The sequence below is a fragment of the Blastococcus sp. CT_GayMR19 genome, from assembly GCF_004570385.1.
GTDB lineage: Bacteria > Actinomycetota > Actinomycetes > Mycobacteriales > Geodermatophilaceae > Blastococcus_B.
In genome coordinates this window covers 314,164-331,688 of sequence record NZ_SPQL01000001.1, presented here as the reverse complement: position 1 = coordinate 331,688, position 17,525 = coordinate 314,164, and the positions used below count along the sequence as shown (strand labels likewise).

General features: G+C 71.6%; 17 protein-coding genes. 7 read left to right on the top strand and 10 right to left on the bottom strand.

What is annotated here, in order from left to right; translation table 11 throughout:
* Window positions 1–33 precede the first annotated feature (33 nt).
* Both E4P39_RS01635 and E4P39_RS01630 read right to left on the bottom strand, forming a co-directional pair.
* A complete protein-coding gene (locus E4P39_RS01635; protein WP_135134574.1) occupies window positions 34–567 on the bottom strand; it encodes a DUF2269 domain-containing protein in 534 nt (177 codons plus the stop codon).
* On the bottom strand, window positions 564–803 hold the full coding sequence (locus E4P39_RS01630; RefSeq protein WP_135134573.1) for a hypothetical protein: 240 nt from the start codon (window positions 801–803) through the stop codon (window positions 564–566). Before E4P39_RS01630 ends, E4P39_RS01635 begins: the two co-directional genes overlap by 4 nt.
* Window positions 804–919: 116 nt before the next feature.
* On the opposite strand from E4P39_RS01630, the gene E4P39_RS01625 reads away from it, so the two are divergent.
* The gene (locus E4P39_RS01625) at window positions 920–1,507 is read left to right on the top strand and encodes a TetR/AcrR family transcriptional regulator (protein WP_135134571.1); all 588 of its coding nucleotides are present in this window, start codon (window positions 920–922) and stop codon (window positions 1,505–1,507) included.
* Window positions 1,508–1,633: 126 nt separating this feature from the next.
* On the opposite strand, the gene lnt is transcribed toward E4P39_RS01625, so the two are convergent.
* Entirely contained in the window at window positions 1,634–3,178 is a 1,545-nt protein-coding gene (lnt, locus tag E4P39_RS01620) for an apolipoprotein N-acyltransferase (RefSeq protein ID WP_167761515.1), read from the bottom strand.
* Window positions 3,175–4,797, bottom strand: a complete 1,623-nt coding sequence (locus E4P39_RS01615) for a cytochrome c biogenesis protein ResB (protein ID WP_245159559.1) — start codon at window positions 4,795–4,797, stop codon at window positions 3,175–3,177. The genes lnt and E4P39_RS01615 overlap by 4 nt, the downstream gene beginning before the upstream one ends.
* 427 nt (window positions 4,798–5,224) lie before the next feature.
* On the opposite strand from E4P39_RS01615, the gene ccsB reads away from it, so the two are divergent.
* The 4 genes from ccsB (at window position 5,225) to E4P39_RS01595 (ending at window position 9,347) form a co-directional block, all read left to right on the top strand.
* On the top strand, window positions 5,225–6,184 hold the full coding sequence (gene ccsB / locus E4P39_RS01610) for a c-type cytochrome biogenesis protein CcsB (protein WP_245159558.1): 960 nt from the start codon (window positions 5,225–5,227) through the stop codon (window positions 6,182–6,184).
* 222 nt (window positions 6,185–6,406) lie between these two features.
* Window positions 6,407–6,820 carry a metalloregulator ArsR/SmtB family transcription factor gene (locus tag E4P39_RS01605; RefSeq protein WP_135134569.1) on the top strand — a complete coding sequence of 138 codons (414 nt, stop codon included), beginning with the start codon at window positions 6,407–6,409 and terminating at the stop codon, window positions 6,818–6,820.
* The gene (locus E4P39_RS01600; RefSeq protein WP_135134567.1) at window positions 6,817–8,781 is read left to right on the top strand and encodes a cation-translocating P-type ATPase; all 1,965 of its coding nucleotides are present in this window, start codon (window positions 6,817–6,819) and stop codon (window positions 8,779–8,781) included. The genes E4P39_RS01605 and E4P39_RS01600 overlap by 4 nt, the downstream gene beginning before the upstream one ends.
* Window positions 8,778–9,347: a signal peptidase II gene (locus E4P39_RS01595; RefSeq protein ID WP_167761514.1), complete on the top strand. Its 570-nt coding sequence runs from the start codon at window positions 8,778–8,780 to the stop codon at window positions 9,345–9,347. The genes E4P39_RS01600 and E4P39_RS01595 overlap by 4 nt, the downstream gene beginning before the upstream one ends.
* Window positions 9,348–9,356: 9 nt before the next feature.
* Here E4P39_RS01595 and nadE read toward each other — a convergent pair whose 3' ends face one another.
* From nadE to E4P39_RS01565, 6 genes are all read right to left on the bottom strand, one after another.
* Window positions 9,357–10,184, bottom strand: a complete 828-nt coding sequence (nadE, locus tag E4P39_RS01590) for an ammonia-dependent NAD(+) synthetase (protein WP_135134564.1) — start codon at window positions 10,182–10,184, stop codon at window positions 9,357–9,359.
* Between the two features lie 82 nt (window positions 10,185–10,266).
* Window positions 10,267–11,628 carry a hypothetical protein gene (locus E4P39_RS01585; RefSeq protein ID WP_135134563.1) on the bottom strand — a complete coding sequence of 454 codons (1,362 nt, stop codon included), beginning with the start codon at window positions 11,626–11,628 and terminating at the stop codon, window positions 10,267–10,269.
* A 58-nt stretch (window positions 11,629–11,686) separates the two neighbouring features.
* Window positions 11,687–12,469 (bottom strand): alpha/beta hydrolase, encoded by a 783-nt coding sequence (locus E4P39_RS01580; RefSeq protein WP_135134562.1) that lies wholly within the window; start codon window positions 12,467–12,469, stop codon window positions 11,687–11,689.
* A gap of 104 nt (window positions 12,470–12,573) precedes the next feature.
* Window positions 12,574–12,981, bottom strand: coding sequence for a metalloregulator ArsR/SmtB family transcription factor (locus E4P39_RS01575; RefSeq protein ID WP_135134561.1), 408 nt, complete (start codon window positions 12,979–12,981; stop codon window positions 12,574–12,576).
* A gap of 51 nt (window positions 12,982–13,032) precedes the next feature.
* The gene (locus E4P39_RS01570) at window positions 13,033–14,397 is read right to left on the bottom strand and encodes a phenylacetate--CoA ligase family protein (RefSeq protein ID WP_245159556.1); all 1,365 of its coding nucleotides are present in this window, start codon (window positions 14,395–14,397) and stop codon (window positions 13,033–13,035) included.
* Window positions 14,398–14,476: 79 nt separating this feature from the next.
* Window positions 14,477–15,094, bottom strand: a complete 618-nt coding sequence (locus E4P39_RS01565) for a class I SAM-dependent methyltransferase (RefSeq protein WP_135134560.1) — start codon at window positions 15,092–15,094, stop codon at window positions 14,477–14,479.
* 345 nt (window positions 15,095–15,439) lie between these two features.
* Here E4P39_RS01565 and E4P39_RS01560 point away from each other — a divergent pair, with 345 nt between their 5' ends.
* Window positions 15,440–16,045, top strand: a complete 606-nt coding sequence (locus E4P39_RS01560) for a cadmium resistance transporter (RefSeq protein ID WP_135134559.1) — start codon at window positions 15,440–15,442, stop codon at window positions 16,043–16,045.
* A gap of 63 nt (window positions 16,046–16,108) precedes the next feature.
* Window positions 16,109–17,476, top strand: coding sequence for a dihydrolipoyl dehydrogenase (gene lpdA / locus E4P39_RS01555; RefSeq protein ID WP_135134558.1), 1,368 nt, complete (start codon window positions 16,109–16,111; stop codon window positions 17,474–17,476).
* The last annotated feature ends 49 nt before the right edge of the window (window positions 17,477–17,525 follow it).

Genomic DNA, 17,525 nt, shown 5'->3' with positions numbered 1-17,525 from the left:
GTGGAGCGCGCCGGGCCCGCGCCACCCGGCTGGCTAGGAGGCCACCGCCGCACCTTTCTCCCGCTCACTGATCCGCAGGCTCTGCTGTCGGCGCCACCCGTACCGCGTCAGACCTCGAGGCTTGTAGACCGACAGGACGGTGATCACGAGCAGGACAAGAAGCCCGCCGATCGAATGGGCCAGCGTGTCGGGCAGCGTGCGCGGGTCGCCGGCAGTGCCTGCGGCGTCCGCCAGCGAGGTGATCGTCGGTGTCTTCAGCAGGAGGACGGCCGTGGCGACGAGCGTCAGTAGCAGCTTGACCAGGACCCAGTAGTGGCGGAACAGGCCCCAGGACGTGCCCAGTGCGTTGACCACGCCGATGACGACCGAGGCGAGCGCCAGCGGGACGAGGGCGGCGAAGGCGATGACCTCCATCGCGGCGTAGGCGGCACGGACCAGTTGCACGTTCTCACTCGTCGACGCCGTGACATCGAGTCCGATGTAGGCGACGACGGCCCCGAGCCAGCCGGCCGAGGAAGCGATGTGCGTGGTGAGGACCGCCTTGCGGAGGCGCGGGGACAAGGTCATGCCAGCGCATCCACGGACACTGCTGACTCGGTGACGCCGGCCGGCGGCGTGAGGCCGGCGGACGAGTGCCGCCCGGGTCCGTGGTCGCCCGCGATCCCGGTCAGCTGCAGGACCAGGAACACCAGGATCAGGACGCCGACGACGATGGCCGAAACCTTCACCCAGCGCGGCATGCCCGGCGGCGTTCCGCCATCGAGATCACGGTCGAGGTCTGGCGCAGGGTTCGGATCGGTCATTTCCGTGTCCTCCGTCGGTCACGCGCGGCAGTGACAGCACCCTGATGCTTCATCGAGACACTGTGTCCAGCATCAAAGCACACCGTCAGGGTAGCGTCGCAACGTATGCTTCGGGCGTGCCGAAGTTGTGGAGCGAGACAATCGAAGGGCATCGCCGCACGGTCCACGAGGCGATCCTGGACACCACCTGGGCGCTGGTGTCCGAGCACGGGCTGCTGTCGGTGACGATGTCGCAGATTGCCGAGGCCACCGGCATCGGGCGGGCGACGCTGTACAAGTACTTCCCCGACGTCGAGGCGATCCTGGCCGCCGGTCACGAGCGGCACGTCACCGCGCATTTCGAGCGCCTCGAAGAGTTCCGCAAGCAGCCCGGCGACGCCCAGCAGCGGCTGGCGGCCGTCGTGGAGGGCTACGCGCTCATCGCCTACCACCGTGCGCGTCATGGCACGCCGGAACTAGGTGCCCTGCTGCATCGGGGCGAGCACGTGACCCGCGCGCAGCGACAACTGGTCGACCTGTTCCGGGACGTGCTGACCGAGGCCGCCGAGGCCGGCCAGCTTCGGGACGACGTCGCGCCGGACGAGCTGGCGCACTTCTGCCTGCACGCCCTCAGTGCGGCGGGCAGCCTGCCGACCGAGGCGGCTGTGCACCGGCTCGTGGACGTCACCCTGGCCGGATTGCGCGTCCGTCCCGCCGACCGCTGATTCACAAGCCGGCGGTCTGCCTGGCACAGCGGTCGGCATTGGCCGGTCGCCGCGGACGTGTACGACCGTCGACGAGCGGAGAGCTGGACTCTATCCGAGGGGTCCCCTCCACGTACGTACTCACCGTCAGGCGTCGGCCGCCCGGTGCTTCCGGCGCCGTCGGCGAAGGACCGGAAAGGCGATGAGAGCCGATGCGACAACCAACAGGACAGGGAGGTCGCCAGTGCGGGCATAGGGGGTGAGGCCGGTACGCAGCGGGATCGTGGCGGTGAGCAGCTCCGGCGTGCTGAGCTCTCCCTGCCCGCCGACGCTGCCGTCGGGCAGGACGATCGCGGTGTAGCCGGTCGGCGCGGCCTGCAGCACCGCGCGGTCCATCTCCTTGGCCCGCATCCGGGCGGCCGCTACCTCGGTCGCCGGCACCTCCTCGGTGGTGTAGGAAGCAGCGTTGGTCGGTACCAGCAGCACCTGGCCGCCGGCGGTGACCGCGGCACGGGCGCGATCGGAGAAGAAGACCTCATAGGAGATGACCACGCCCAGCGGCCCGGCGACCGTGTCCAGCAACCCCGGACCGCGACCGGGAACGGCGTCCCGGGGAACGAGCGCCGTCATGTCCGAGAGTCGTTCGAACAGGCCGCGGGCCGGGATGTACTCCCCGAACGGCACCCGGTGCACCTTCTCGTAACGATCCAGGATGCGGCCGTCCGGTCCCCAGGCCACCGCGGCATTCCGGAAGGTCGTCGACTCCGACTCGGTGACCCCGGCCACGACGGTGGCGCCGGTGCGCCGGGCGAGTGCCGCGACCCGGTCGGCCTCGCCGGTCTCGGCCACCGGTCCGGTCACCACGACGCTGCTCTCCGGCCACAGCACGAGGTCGAGGTCGGGGGGCAGGGCGTCGCTGACGTCGAACAGCCGCTCGGTGACCGCCTGCTCATCAGCCTCGACGGCGGGGATGCCACGCGGACCACCACCCTGCACCACGGCGGCCCGCAGCTGGCCGGTCGATGTGCCCCCCGGTTGCGCGACGACGATGCCGGCGGTGCTCAGGGCGGCAAGTGCCGCGACGAGCACCAGCGCGCGGACGCGCCGGCGGGCCACGACCAGCCCGGTCACTGCCGCTCCGGCGCCAGTGGCGAGCCCGGCCACTAGGAGCGAGCCCGCGAGGGGCGCGGCCGCCGCGAAGGGGCCGTCGAGCTGCCCCAGGGCCATCCCCGGGAGAGGGAAGCCACCGAACGGGAACCGGGCGCGCACCGCCTCCAGCGCCACCAGCGCCGCCGGGACCGTCCACCAGCGCCCCCGGCCGGGATCGACCAGCAGCATCGCTGCGGCGAACAGGGCTACCTCGAGCACCAGGACGGCGGCGAAGCCGGCCGGGTGGAAGCCGGTGAGCCAGGACAGCGTCGGCGCGAAGAAGCCCACCCCGGCCACTGCGCCCAGGACCAGCCGCCGCCGCCACCGCAGACCGAGCAGCGCCCAGGTGAGGGCGGCGGCACCGGCCGGCGCCAGGTACCACGCCGTGCGCGGTGGCATGCTGCCCGCGAGCAGCGCCCCGGCGGCCAGTCCCGCGAGCAGGCGCTGCCAGCCGGGCAGCCATCGATTACGTCCGCCGTGGGCCGTCGTCGGTGCTTCCCTACGCCGGGTGGCAGTCGAGGCCGTCTCTTCCGTCCGGGTCATGGCGCGGTGGCGCCGGCCGCCAGCCGGGACGGGCTGTCATCGAGCAGGCCTGCGAAGCGTTCGCGGAGTCGCTCGTGAGCATCGGCGTTTCCGCCCCGAGCGAGTCCCGCCAGGGAGACGGTCGTCGGTCGACTCGAGTCCCCGTGGGGCATCTGGGTGTCTGAGATTCGGGCGAAGACTCGTTCGCGGCGCACCAGCAGGGTCGCCAGGAGCCCGAGCAGCATGCTGATGGCGCTGATGAGGACGCCGACCTGCCCTGGATCGTGCGAGACCTGGAGGGCTGCGAACTCCCGGAACCCGTCGAACCGGACCACTGTGCCGTCCTCGAGTGTCGCACTCTCCCCGATGCCCAGGTTGCCCTCGCCGATCCGGTTCAGCGCCCCCACGTCGATCTGGGTCTGATCGAGTGTGAACACCGATTGCGGCTCACCGCTCTCCAGCCCCAGGTAGCCGCGGTAGCCGATGATGGCGACCTGCGGGTTGAGCGGCCGCGCGTCCACGGAGGTCAGGACGCCGCCCTGGACCAGGCCGGTCGGGGCGAAGAAGCCCTCCAGGGCGAAGCCGTCACCGGAACCGTCCCCGAGGTCGGGGAGTTTCACCACCCCCTCGCTGGCGAACGTGGTGCTGTCTGTGGGCAGGAACGGCGCCGAGAGTTCCTCGAAGACCTGACCGTCCGGCAGCGTCACGGTGAACAGGGGCGTGAAGCCGTGCCCGGTCACGTACAGGCGGTCGCCGTCGGAGCGGAAGGGGTCGTTGACGCCGATCGTCGTCTGCTCCGTGGGTACTCCCGGTTCGGCCTGCACCCGGATGTCGGCGGTGAACGAGGCCGGCGTGCCGTTGAGTTCGTAGGTGGCGCGGAAGTCCTGCAGGTCGAAGCAGAGCGGCGTCAGGCTGTCCGGATCGACCAACGGCCCGGCGACGTACCGGTCGTACTGCTGGAAGGAGTTGCAGAAGCCGTCTCCCTCGGTGACCAAGATGCTGCCCTCGTAACCCCACAATTTGCCGCCGGCCAGCGCGACCAGCAGCGCCAGCAGCGAGAGGTGGAAGACGAGGTTGCCGGTCTCCTTCACCCGGCCACGCTCGGCCGAGATCTCCACGCTGTCGGCGGTGGTGCGCCGGGACACCCGGAACCGCGCCGCCCGCAGGTCGGCCTCGACTCGCGCGGCCACGGCCTCCGCGGGCAGCGACACCTCGGCGGTGGCGTGAACCGGCAGTCGGTGCAGGTGCCGCGGCACGGGCGGCGGATCGGCCCGCACGGCCCGCAGGTGCTCGATGCAGCGCGGCACCAGGCAGCCGATCAGCGAGACGAACAGCAGGAGGTAGACCGCCGAGAACCACGGGCTGGTGAAGACGTCGAACATGCCCAGCCAGTCGAGGACGGGCGCCAGGTCGGGGTTCTCCCGGAAGTACCGGGCCACCGCGCTGGGGGTCAGCGACCGCTGCGGGAACAGCGAGCCCGGTACAGCCGCGAGCGCCAGCAGGAACAGCAGCACCACCGCCGTCCGCATGCTTGTCAACCACCGCCAGCGGCGCAGCAGCCAGTGTCCCAGCTTCAGCAGCGGGCCCCGGGACGGGATGGCCGGCGGCCGTGCCGGCCGACGCGTCTGCACGTCGGTCACGGCATCCTCGCTCCGGCCTGGCTGCGGACCGGCACCGTCGGAGTCGGCCGGGCCCTCGAGTGGGTGCTCACGGCGGCTCCTTCACGCGCCGCCTGGCGTCGGCGGACTGGTTACTGCTGATCCTGACCGGGCGGCGGGGTCGGCCGAGGGAGGGGATGCTGGGGACACGTTACTAGGTGCCCTAGTAGAGGCCAGGCTCGGGTCGTCGGGCCGGTCGTGCCCGCGGGACGAGCAGCGCGGAATCCGGGTGCCTACTATCCGGGATAGGAGCAACTGCGAGGATGGACGGCGTTCTCAGGTTCGGCAGGGCACCGCTCGCCCCACCCTCGCTGCCGAGCTGCTTGTGGTCACCCGATCGGCGGCGCCATGTGGCGCCCAGGAAGGACCCGGTATGACACCCGATGGGCTGTCGGCACTGTCGGACTCGTTGTTCAGCGCCACCATCGCCGTCTATTCGATTGCGGTGCTGCTGTTCAGTGCCGAACTGGCCTTCGGACGCCACGGCACCCGGTGGGCCGAAAGGCGCTCCTCGGCTGTGGAGGCGCATGTCGGCGCCCCCTCCCGCAGCGACGACCTCCGGCCGAGTGAGGCGTTACCGACGCCGAACGAGGGGATCGCGCCGACGCGCCGGTGGGGTCTCGCCGGCCTCGCCCTGACCGCCTTGGGCGCGGTGCTCCACGCCGGGGTGCTCGTCACCCGCAGCGCGGCCACGGGTCGGGTGCCCTGGGGCAACATGTACGAGTTCGGAACGGCGTCGGTGCTCATCGGAGTCGTCGCCTACTTGGTCGTCGCGACGCGGGTCCCCGGGGCGCGCCGCATGGGCGCTTTTGTCCTGGGCTTCGCTGTCTTCGGGCTCGTCCTGATCGGTCTCTATCTGTACGCCGCCGCCGGTCCGCTGATCGCAGCGCTGCGGTCGGACTGGCTCGCGGTGCACGTCTCCGCGGCCATCGTCTCCTTCGGCATCCTCATGGTCAGCGGCGTGGCCAGCGCCCTCTACCTCGTCAGGGTGCGCCACGACAAGCGGCTCGCAGCGGAAGGCGCGCGGGCGACCGGCCTCGCCGTGAAGCTGCCTGCCGCGGCGGTGCTGGACCGTGTCGCCCACCGCACCGCCGTCTTCGGCTTTCCGATCTGGACCTTCGCCGTCATCGCCGGGGCTATCTGGGCCGAGAGTGCCTGGGGCCGGTTCTGGGGATGGGATCCCAAGGAGACCTGGGCCTTCATTTCCTGGGTGCTCTACGCCGTCTACCTGCATGCGCGCACCACCACCGGGTGGCGCGGTAAGCCGGCGGCCTGGATCAACCTGCTGGCATTCGCCAGCCTCGTGTTCAACCTCCTCTTCGTGAACCTCGTCTCAACCGGCCTGCACTCCTACGGCGGCGTCGACTGAGTGAGACGTCGTCGGCCCGGCCGGACCTCCCCGGCTACGTATCCATTACAGCTAAGCCATTGTCAGGGCTTGTCAGGGAGCGCCGGCCGACTGGGCGAGCACACACCGGGACCCCCGCAATTTCACTCATGAGCGCAGGTCGGATAGTTGGCGGGCGTCTGCAGGCGGCGGACAGAAGTGCGCCTGCCTTGTTCCACCGTGGTGTCGCGTTATCATCGTCGGGTGACGATCACTGAGGTACCGGCAGATGCCGCCCCGCGAGCAGCCCTGGCGCCGGCGGCGGCGTTGTTCTCCGGCCTGGGTGACTCCACCCGCCTCGCGTTGCTCCGGCGCCTCGCCAAGGGCGAGGCCCGAGTGGTCGATCTCGTTGCGGAGCTCGGCCTGGCGCAGTCCACGGTGTCGGCGCACCTGGCATGCCTGCGGGATTGCGGCCTGGTCGACTTCCGTCCCCGAGGCCGCGCCTCGGTGTACTCCCTGACTCACCCTGAGTTGCTGGACCTGCTCACCACGGCGGAATCGCTGCTCGCCGCCACCGGCAACGCGGTCGCCCTGTGCCCAGGCTTCGGGGACCCCCGGCCGGAGCCCCGACCCGCCACCACGGCCGAGACCACCCACGACGAGGAGAGCACCCGATGAGCGACGCCTGCGGCTGCGGCGACGACGAGACGACCCCGGCCGGCAAGGAGGCCGAGGAGCACGAGGCCGAACGGTTCTGGCAGGTCCGGGAGCTACAGGCCGCGGCGGTCGCCGGTGTGCTCCTGGTGGGGGCGCTGTTCGCCGGAGGCGCCGACCGTCCCGGCTTGCAGCTCGGCCTCGAGGTGGCCGCCCTGGCGGTCGGGGCCTGGACCTTCGTCCCCTCGACGCTGCGCCGGCTGGCTAAGGGCAAGATCGGTGTCGGCACGCTGATGACGATCGCCGCAGTTGGGGCGGTGCTGCTCGGCGAGGTCGCCGAGGCCGCGATGCTGGCCTTCCTGTACTCGATCAGCGAGGGCCTGGAGGAGTACTCGCTGGCGAAGACCCGCCGCGGGCTCCGCGCGCTGCTGTCCCTGGTGCCGGAGCAGGCGACCGTGCGTCGCAACGGTGTCGAGCAGGTCGTGGCCCCCGGCGAGCTGCGCGTCGGCGACGTCATGGTGGTCAAGCCCGGGGAGCGGATCGCCACCGACGGCGTCATCGGCACCGGGCGCACCGCCCTGGACGTCTCGGCGATCACCGGCGAATCGGTGCCGGTGGAGGCCGGGCCGGGCGACGAGGTCTTCGCTGGGTCCATCAACGGCACCGGTGTGCTCGAGGTGCGGGTCACCACGACCGCTGAGGACAACTCGCTGGCTCGCATCGTGCGGATCGTGGAGGCCGAGCAGTCCCGCAAGGGCGAGGCCCAGCGGCTCGCCGACCGGATCGCCAAGCCGCTGGTGCCCGGCGTGATGATCGCGGCGGTGGTCATCGCCGGCATCGGCAGCCTGCTCGGTGATCCCCTCGTCTGGATCGAGCGCGCCCTCGTCGTGCTGGTGGCAGCCTCTCCCTGCGCGCTGGCCATCTCCGTGCCGGTCACCGTCGTCGCCGCGGTGGGCGCCGCGAGCCGCCTGGGCGTGCTGGTCAAGGGCGGCGCGGCCCTGGAGGCACTCGGCGCGATCCGCGGGGTTGCGCTGGACAAGACCGGCACGCTGACCCGCAACCGGCCCTCGGTGGTGGAGGTCGCCACCGTCCCGGGGGTACCCCGCGAGCAGGTGCTGGACGTCGCCGCCGCACTGGAGGCCCGCAGCGAGCACCCCCTCGCCCAGGCGATCCTGGCCGCGGTTCCCGGCGTCACACCGGCCGACGACGTCGAGGCCGTCGTCGGAGCCGGGCTGGTCGGACGGGTGGGCGGCCGCCCGGCGCGGCTGGGCCGTCCCGGCTGGATCGAGGCCGGCGTGCTCGCCGGGGACGTGCAGCGGATGCAGCACGCCGGCGCGACCGCGGTGCTCATCGAGGTCGACGGGCAGCTCGTCGGTGCGGTCGCGGTGCGCGACGAGCTGCGTCCGGAGGCGGCGGAGGTCGTCGCTCAGCTGCGCCGCGACGGTTACACCGTGGCCATGCTGACCGGTGACAACACCGCCACCGCCACGGCCCTGGCGCGGGAGGTGGGCATCGAGCAGGTGCACGCGGAGCTGCGCCCGGAGGACAAGGCGCGTCTGGTCGCCGAGCTGCGTGGTCAGCGGCGCACCGCGATGGTCGGTGACGGCGTCAACGACGCCCCGGCGCTCGCCACCGCGGACCTGGGCATCGCGATGGGGGCGATGGGCAGCGACGTCGCGATCGAGACCGCCGACGTGGCGCTCATGGGCGAGGACCTGCGCCACCTGCCGGAGGCATTCAGCCACGCCCGCCGCGCGCGCCGGATCATGCTGCAGAACGTCGGCCTGTCGTTGGGCATCGTGATCGGTCTGATGCCGCTGGCGCTGTTCGGCGTTCTCGGCCTGGCCGCGGTCGTGCTGGTGCACGAGGTCGCCGAGGTCTTCGTCATCGCGAACGGCGTGCGCGCCGGCCGGACGAAGCCGCTGGCCTCGGTGTCCGCCGCCCCGGCGCCGGCGCCCGTCGAGTTGACCGGCGCCGTCCGGTGACCGGGGCCGGGGGCCCCGGTCCCGGGCGGGTCCGGCCGGTCCGTCGGCGACTGTGGGTGGCGGCGGCCGCGGCGGGAGTGGCGGCGGTGGACCTCACCGCGAAGGCCTGGGCGCAGAAGGACCTGTCGGCGACCGGGGTGGAGCTCGGGCCGGTGGACCTGCGGCTGGGCTACAACCGGGGTGTCGCGTTCTCCGTCGGCGCGGAGGCCCCGGCCTGGCTGGTCATCGCCGTCACCGCCACGATTACCGCGGCGGTGGCGGTGTTCGCCTGGCGCGCGGCACATCACGGCGGCCGAGCCCAGCTCGCCGCGCTGGCCCTGATCCTGGGTGGCGCGGTGGCCAACCTCGCCGACCGCGCCGCGGACGGGGTGGTCACCGACTACCTGCACACTGGCTGGTGGCCGACGTTCAACCTCGCCGACACCGCGATCGTCACCGGCGCACTGTTGTTCGCGCTGACGGCTTGGCGTAGTGACGCGGCGGAGAAGCGGCTCGCCCGCTCGGGTGCAGTTGAGTCCCCGCCGCCAACGGACTCGGGTTCGCCTTCCGGCCGAGAGGCAGCCTGACCCGCCGCGTCAGCGCGGGGGCGTGATCGGCCCGGTGCGCTTGTGGGCCGTGGCGGTGTAGCGGTGGGTGATCTCGGCTTGGGTCTCGGGGCGGACGGGACGGCCTTCGAGGAAGTCGTCGATCTCTTCGTAGCTGAGGCCGAGGACTTCCTCGTCGGGCAGCTGTGGGCGCAGGGACTCCAGGTCCGCGGTCGGCGTCTTGTCCACGATGTGTTCGGGCACGCCCAGGTGTCGGGCGAGTCCGCGCACCCGGCGCTTCGTCAGTCCGGCCAGCGGGTTGGCGTCGACTCCTCCGTCGCCGAACTTGGTGAAGAAGCCGGTGACGGCTTCGGCGGCGTGGTCGGTGCCGATCACCAGGCCGTCGAGCGCGGCGGCGATGCCGTACTGGGCGACCATCCGCTGGCGCGCCTTGATGTTGCCCAGCGCGTGGTCTTCTCTGTCGGCGGAGGGGAAGCGGAGCCCCGCCGCGGTCAGCCCGGCCAGGGCGGCATCGCTGGCCGGGCGGATGTCGACGGTGAACAGGTGGTCGGGCTCGATGGCGTCGAGGACCGCTCCGCAGTCGACCTCGTCGTGCTGTCGTCCGTAGGGCAGGCGCACCGCCACCAGTGCGGCAGCCCCCGAGGGGCGACGTCGCACCGCACGGCGGCAGAGCATGCCCGCCGTCGCGGAGTCCACGCCGCCACTGATGCCGACAACCAGGGTGCGGAGGCCGCTGGCTGCCAGTAGGTCTGCCAGGAACTGGCTGCGGCGGTCCGCCTCATGGGCGGGGTCGAATTCGGACAGCACCCCCAGTTCCTGGGCTATGCGTCGCTGTACTTCCCGGGCGCCATCGGTCATGGGGTGATCCCTTTCAGGAGTGGTTCGTCGAGACGACATGGAGCAGCGATCAGTCCGGCGGCCGGGGCGGAGTGGAGGGTTCTCACGCCTGCGGGTCGGAAGGCGGGCTCGAATCCGAACGGGTCACCGAGATCTGAGGGGCGGCGTCGAGGCCGGCCAGCAGGTCGGCCACGCTCAGCGGCGACCACGGGACGGTGGCCGGGGGCAGTGACCGGAGGGCGGGGCCGTAGCGGGCGAAGGCGGCGAAGTCTGCCGGGAACGCGTCGGCGTCCACGCCGAGCAGTCGTCCGCGTCGCCGTGCGCGCTGGGCGAGACGTTCCCACGATCGGGCGTCGACCTGGCCGCGGGACGGGACTCCGTTGCTGAACAGGAGGACGTCGACGTCGTCGTAGGAGGCGCGGTCGAGGTAATTCGCGAGGTCCTGTGCCGCCTGACGCACCGGGAAGAACGTCCAGAACGGTACCGACGCGGTGGTGATCGTCCGCCAGGGATCGTGCACGATGAAGGAACTCACCAGCAGCCGCTGGGCGGGCTCGCCGCGCTCCTGTAGCCAGGCGCGGAAGGCGTCCGCGACTCCGGCGGCAGGGTCCTGCGGGTGGTCGTAGCGCACGTCGACCACGGGGTGCCCGTTGCGGATCGCCCAGGTGTGGACGTCGTCCCCGAGCGCGTCGGCGAAACCCCATTCGGCCTCCGCAGCGACCTCGTCGGTGGGCGGGGCGCCGGGTTCGGCCGCGTACTCCGCGGCGGTCATACCGCCGTGCGCCCCGTACTGGAACACGTGCCGCGGTCCCACGCGCGTCACGGGCCACGATGACCGGTCGCGCACGACGATGATCGGCGCGCCGGGCTCCAGCCGGTCGACGAGGAAGCGCTCGTACGCCCGGGGCAGCGTGTGCCACTTGATGCGGAAGTACGCCATCTGGGAGGCGCTGAGCGCGTCCTGGTTCGGGTCGTGCATGTGGTGCAACTCGATGGTGGGGTTGCGATCCAGCAGGGGCGGCGCGTGCCGGGCACCGAACTCCAGAGCGGCGCCGACGTCGCGGGGGTCCACCCCCGGACGTCGCACCGGCACCAGCAGGGTCTGCGGTAGCCAGGGCAGGCCGGCGGCGGCGGCGAGATGGGACAGCGCGCCGTTGGAGGAGCCGATGAGCACCGCCGGATAGCGCCGGGCGGGATAGTGGTCGGTGATCCAGGCGGCGACCCGCTCGAGGTCGATTTGGCCCAGCCGGTCCGGGGGAACGCCCTCCCGGCCGCTTGCCTTCGCGTACACCCGACGTCGCAGGGGGAGGGGAAGCAGGGCGCCGGCGCGGACCAGCGGAACCTTGAGCCGGGACTGCCCCAGGTGCGGGAAGTCCCGTCCCTGAAGTGCCCGTGCCAGGGCGGCGAGCAGCGCGCTGGCCGAGTCGAAGGACGCGACCGCCTTCTCCGGCGGCAGGTCCGTCACTCCAGGACCCCGTGCCCGGCGCGGGGGAGGCCCCCACCGTCCCGCTGGCCGCTCGCAATCATCGGAGCGCGGAGCCGGCTCGGTCGGCGAGCCGACGCAGCGGCTCCGACCACGCGGAGGGATCGAGCCAGACGAAGGCGTGCGCGCCGGGAACGCTCACGTGGTCGCCGTCCGGTGCTAGCCGGGCGAGGTCGCGCACCCAGCTCTCGCTGCTGAGCCGATCGTCCGCGGCCCGGATGGCGAGCATCGGCATGGGCAGGCGCCCGACCTGATCCTCGAGATGATCGGCGAGATGCACCTTCACCAGGTGACCGATCCCGCCCGGCCCCGCACGCTTCCACTCCGGGATGTGGTTGGCCTCCAGACCCGGTGACGGCGCTCGAGCGTCCAGGCGCCAGCGGAACAGCAATCTCGGGAGGGACCGCGCCATCGGGTCGATGGTCGGGCTCGCCAGGCCGACGGCGGCGACTCGCTGAGGGCACAGCACGCCGGCCCACGCCGCGACCTGGGTGCCGCTCGAGTGGCCCACGACCACGGCTCGGTCGAGCTCTGCAGCCTCCAGCCAGTGCGCGACCGTTTCTCCATAGCTCCGGACATCGAGGTGGCGCGTCGGCTCGCCGCTGCCGGCGTAGCCGGGCAGGTCGAGCAGGTGCACCTCGGTCCACTCGCCGAGGGCGGCACAGGCCGGCAGCAGGTAGTCCGAAACAGCCATGCCCTGCACGACCACGACCGGCGGGACGTCCGGGCGCCGTCGGCCGAGCACCCGCGTGCGGACGCGGCCCTCGGGCAGGTCGGTGTACCGCAGCAGCATCTCGGGAGGCAGCGAGGGGGGAGTCGGCACGAGCGGCTCCTACCCCGCCCTTGCGGACGGGTCGCCGTGGCGCGTCACTCCGGGGATCGACCGGTTGGTTCCGGTCCGGATCAGCGCGCCGGCGGGCGCCATGGTCAGTCCGCCCGAGGCCGGCGCCGGGCGGCGGAGCCGTAGGTGGGACACAGGTCGACGGCGTCGCCGGTCTCGGTCAGCAGCCGCTCGGCTGCCCCGAGGAGCTCCATCAGGTGCGGTTCGGTCGCGAGCGAGAACATCGACGCGCGGCCCTGCGGCCGGGACGTCACCAGTCCGCAGTCGCGGAGACAGGCGAGATGCGCGGACACGGTCGACTGGGCCAGGCCCAGATGGGCCGTGAGGTCCACGACCCGGTGCTCGCCTGCGGCGAGGTGGCGCAGGATCGCCAGCCGAGCCGGATCGGAGAGGCTGTGGAACAGCGAGGCGGCCGGCGACAGAGCCCGCGCCTCGTCGACCGCGGGGCCGGACGAGACCTCCACGGACTCCTGGACATGCGCTTTCATCGTCACAAGGCGATGATAGGCCGTGCGCGTGCTCCAGGGCAACGTGCGCCCGCCGCCTCAGCTCTCGGTGATGTCGTTCGACCGCAGCGGCTGGACCAGCCGGTACTTGCCACCGGCCGTCGGCTGCGGTGGCGCCCCGTCGAGGTGCAGGGCGACGTCGAGTCCGTGCGCGCGCAGCAGTCTGTCGATCTCCGTTGCGAGGCTGCGCCATACCTGTTCGCGGTCGGCGCCGGCTGCCGGCCGGAGACGCACGCTGAGCCCGGTCGGAGCGGTCTGCATGATCTGGGCCAGCTCGACGCCGGGGATCCGGTCGAGTACGGCGGACAGGGTCAGCGGCGTGATGGTCACCGATGAGCCGTGCGCATCCGGAAAGGTGAGGACGTCGGCCGCGCGGCCCTGCACCTGGATCGCCGGCAGCGGATTACCGCACGCGCAGGGATCAGATCGAGTAAGCACGCTGTCGCCGAGGTCGTAGCGCAGGATCGGCTGCACCCGGTTGGCCAGGTTGGTTAGCAGCACCGTGTGGGACTGCCGCCCGGGCGGAACCGGCCGGTGATCGGCGTCGACCGGCTCGAGGATGGCCCAGTCGCTGTTGACGTGCAGCCAACCCTGTCGACAGCTGAAGCTGAGGAAGGGGCATTCGGTTGCGGCATACGAGTTGCCCACGGTCGCTCCGAACGCGTCGGCGATCCTCCGCCGTTCGTCGGGGGCGAGCCCCTCGGCGGACAGGGTCACCAGCACAGGGTTGATGTGCAGCCGCCCGGCCTGCTGTTCGCTGGCCAGCAGAGCGGCGGTGCTGGCGTAGGGGGCGAGCAGGGCCGGACGGAAGGAGTTGAGCTCCGCGACGAGCTGGGTCAGAGGGGTCTGCACGGGAAACAGCCGTACCGTGCGGGCGCCCCGACGGGTGTTGCGCAGCCGGGCCGCTGCGGCGGCCGAGGCGAAGTGCCCGCCGCTTGCACTCACCATCGCCGTGCGGCCGCGGCCGGCGACGATGCGGAACGCGTCCCGCGGCCGCAGCCAGCTCGCCAGCATGCGGCCGGCCATTGCGGTTGCCACCACCAAGGCCTGCTGATCGATGAGGAACATCCCGCGGATGCCCGTGGTGCCCGACGTGGTCGCCACGGTGTAGGCGTTCAGAAAGGGCTGCCCGATCAGCGTGGTGTCGGCGACGAACGCCTCCATCGCCTGTCGGGTCACCCGATGATCGGTGACGATCTCGTCGAACCGCGCCATCAGCTCGCGCTTGCTCGTCACCGGCAGCAACGACGGGTCCTCGATGCGTTCCGGCAGCCCGGCGTACAGCTGCCGGTAGAAGGGCGACCGCGTGCGTGTGAAGGCGATCAGATCGGCCAGCCGCGCGCGCTGGCGCTCGGCGACCGCAGCCGGCCCCGCGCGGTAGGTGCGCCTTGCGTCCAGCAGCACGGGCAGGACGTGCGGGTCCGCCGACGTGTTCCTGGCGGCGGTGCGTCGCGGGGAGAGCGGGGGACGCATCATTGCCGCCTCAGGCGACCCGGTCGGCCACGCCGAGGACATAGTGGCCACGTATCCGGGTCCGCCATCGTCGGCCGAGGGCAAGGCCCTGCCGCTCGAGCTCGGCGACGAACTCGGCAGCGGTGAATCGGTTCTGCGTGGGGTGGTCGAAGAGCCATCGGTAGCCGCGGGTGGCCAGCGCGTCGGCGGTGACCTCGTCGAAGTAGAAGCGGCCTCCAGGGCGCAGCACTCGCGCGACGTCGAGGACTGCCGCCTGCCAGTCCTCGACGTGGTGCAGGATCCCGAAGTCGAACACCGCGTCGTAGCTGCCGTCGGCTGCGTCGAGCGTGCGTCGCAAGTCGGTGACATCCCCGGTGGCGAGCCGGACCCGCTCGCCGTGCCGGGCCAGCCGGCGCCGCGCCCGGTCCACCATCGCAGGATCCAGGTCGACTGCGTCAACTCGGTCGGCGCCGAACCGCTCGAGAATGAGCTCGGCGCCGTAGCCGGCACCGCAGCCCAGCTCGAGAGCTCGTGCCCCCGGCGCCAGCTGCCCGCCCAGCCGCAGGAGAGCCGGCGTCTCGTACCACCGCTGCAGCGCACGCCGGGCACCGCTGTTCACGACGATTGTCTCCACGCGGTTCATGAGCATGCGGATCACTCCATCGCCTAGGCTCGTCGGCATCGCCAGTAGACGATGAATAGCAGCCACAGGGGTTCGTGTCCAGCAGAGCGGCAGCCTGGCTGGCCGGTAGCCCACTTCGACGGCAGTCGGCACCCCGCGCCAGGGCCCCGTGAGGGTCGCCGCGCGCGCCATGCACGAGCCGCGCGGACGGAAAAGCGTCCGGGGGTGCTAGCATCGTCAAACGACGATGCCGTGGTCGGTTGGCGGGGCTGCCTGGGTCGCACGTCGCGACTGACGCCCCTCACCGACTGCGGGCGGCACCCAGATAACTCAGCCGGCCGTCCGCGGCAGGTTCTCGAGCAGAAGGCAGTTATGGAGATTCTCACGTGGACCCTGCAGGCCATCGGCCTGTTCATGGTCACCAACATCGACGACATCATCGTGCTGTCGCTGTTCTACGCCCGGGGCGCCGGCCAGCACGGCACCACCCGAAAGATCCTCGTCGGCCAGTACCTGGGCTTCGGCGCCATCCTGGCCGCGGCGGTGCTCGTCGCCCTGGGCGCGCGCACCTTCCTGCCGGAGGAGGCGATCCCGTACTTCGGGCTCATTCCGCTGGTCCTCGGCCTGCTCGCGGCCTGGCGGGTGTGGCGCAGCGATGACGACGACGATGACGACGAGGCCAAGGTCAGTGGCAAGTCGCTCAGCGTGCTCACCATCGCCGCGGTCACGTTCGCCAACGGGGGAGACAACATCGGCGTGTACGTGCCGGTCTTCGCCACCGTCGGCACCGCCGGCATCGTCGCCTACTCGATCGTGTTCCTCGCCCTGGTGGCGGTGTTGGTCGTCGCGGCGCGCTTCGTCGCCACGCGCAAGCCGATCGCCGAGGTGCTGGAGCGCTGGGAGCACATCCTGTTCCCGATCGTCCTCATCGCCCTGGGCATCGCCATCCTCGTCGAGGGCGGCGCGTTCGGCCTCTAGAACCGCGTCGACCTCGACAGTCGGGGGAACACTCCTCATCGACTTGCACCGGAAAGGGGAACTGTGGACCACGACCTCGTCGTCCTCGGCGGAGGTAGCGCCGGATACGCGGCCGCACTGCGCGGCGCGCAGCTCGGCATGACCGTCGCGCTCATCGAGGGCGACAAGCTCGGCGGCACCTGCCTGCACCGTGGATGCATCCCCACCAAGGCGCTGCTGCACTCGGCGGAGGTGGCCGACACCATCCGGGAGAGCGGCACGTTCGGTGTTGTCAGCACCTTCGGCAGCATCGACATGTCCGCCGTCCATGCCTTCAAGGACTCCGTCGTCGGCCGCCTGTACAAGGGGCTGCAGGGCCTGGTGTCGTCCCGCAAGGTCGACCTGATCGGCGGCTGGGGCCGGCTCGTCGCCCCGGACACCGTCGAGGTCGACGGCGCGCAGTACCGGGGCGCCAACGTCGTGCTGGCCACCGGGTCCTATCCCAGGTCGCTGCCCGGCCTGGAGATCGGCGGGCGGATCATCACCTCCGAGCAGGCGCTCGAACTAGACCGCGTGCCCGACAGTGTGATCGTCCTCGGCGGCGGCGTGATCGGCGTCGAGTTCGCCTCGGTCTGGAAGTCCCTGGGCTCGGACGTGACCATCGTCGAGGGCCTGCCCCGCCTGGTGCCCGGTGAGGACGAGGCCCTGTCCAAGGGTCTGGAGCGCGCGTTCCGCAAGCGGAGGATCGCCTTCCACACCAACACGATGTTCGCCGCCGCGACGCAGTCCGACGAGGGCGTCGTGGTCACCACCCAGGACGGGAAGACTCTCGAGGCAGATCTGCTCCTTGTGGCCATCGGTCGCGGGCCGGCCACCGCCGACCTCGGCTACGCGGAGAACGGCATCCCGATGGACCGCGGCTTCGTCCTCACCGACGAGCGGCTGCACACCGGCGTCGGCAACGTCTACGCCATCGGCGACATCGTGCCGGGCCTGCAGTTGGCGCACCGCGGCTTCCAGCACGGCATCTTCGTCGCCGAGCAGATCGCCGGGCAGAATCCGGCACCGATCATCGAGTCCGGCATCCCCCGCGTCACCTACTGCGAGCCGCAGATCGGATCGGTGGGGCTCACCGAGGCGCAAGCCCGAGAGCAGTACGGCGCCGACCGGGTCGAGATCACCGAGTACAACCTGGCGGGCAACGCGAAGAGCCAGATGCTGCAGACGGCCGGCTTCATCAAACTGGTGCGGGAGAAGGACGGCCCCATCGTCGGGGTGCACATGCTCGGCGCCCGGGTCGGCGAGCTCATCGGCGAGGGCCAGATGATGGTCAACTGGGAGGCCTATCCCGACGACGTCGCGCGCCTGGTGCATGCCCATCCCACCCAGAACGACGCCATCGGCGAGGCCGCCCTCGCCCTCGCCGGCAAGCCCTTGCACGCGCACGACTGATCGGCGGGTTGACTCGGCACGACGCCGAACTCAGCGGGCCGGCCGATCG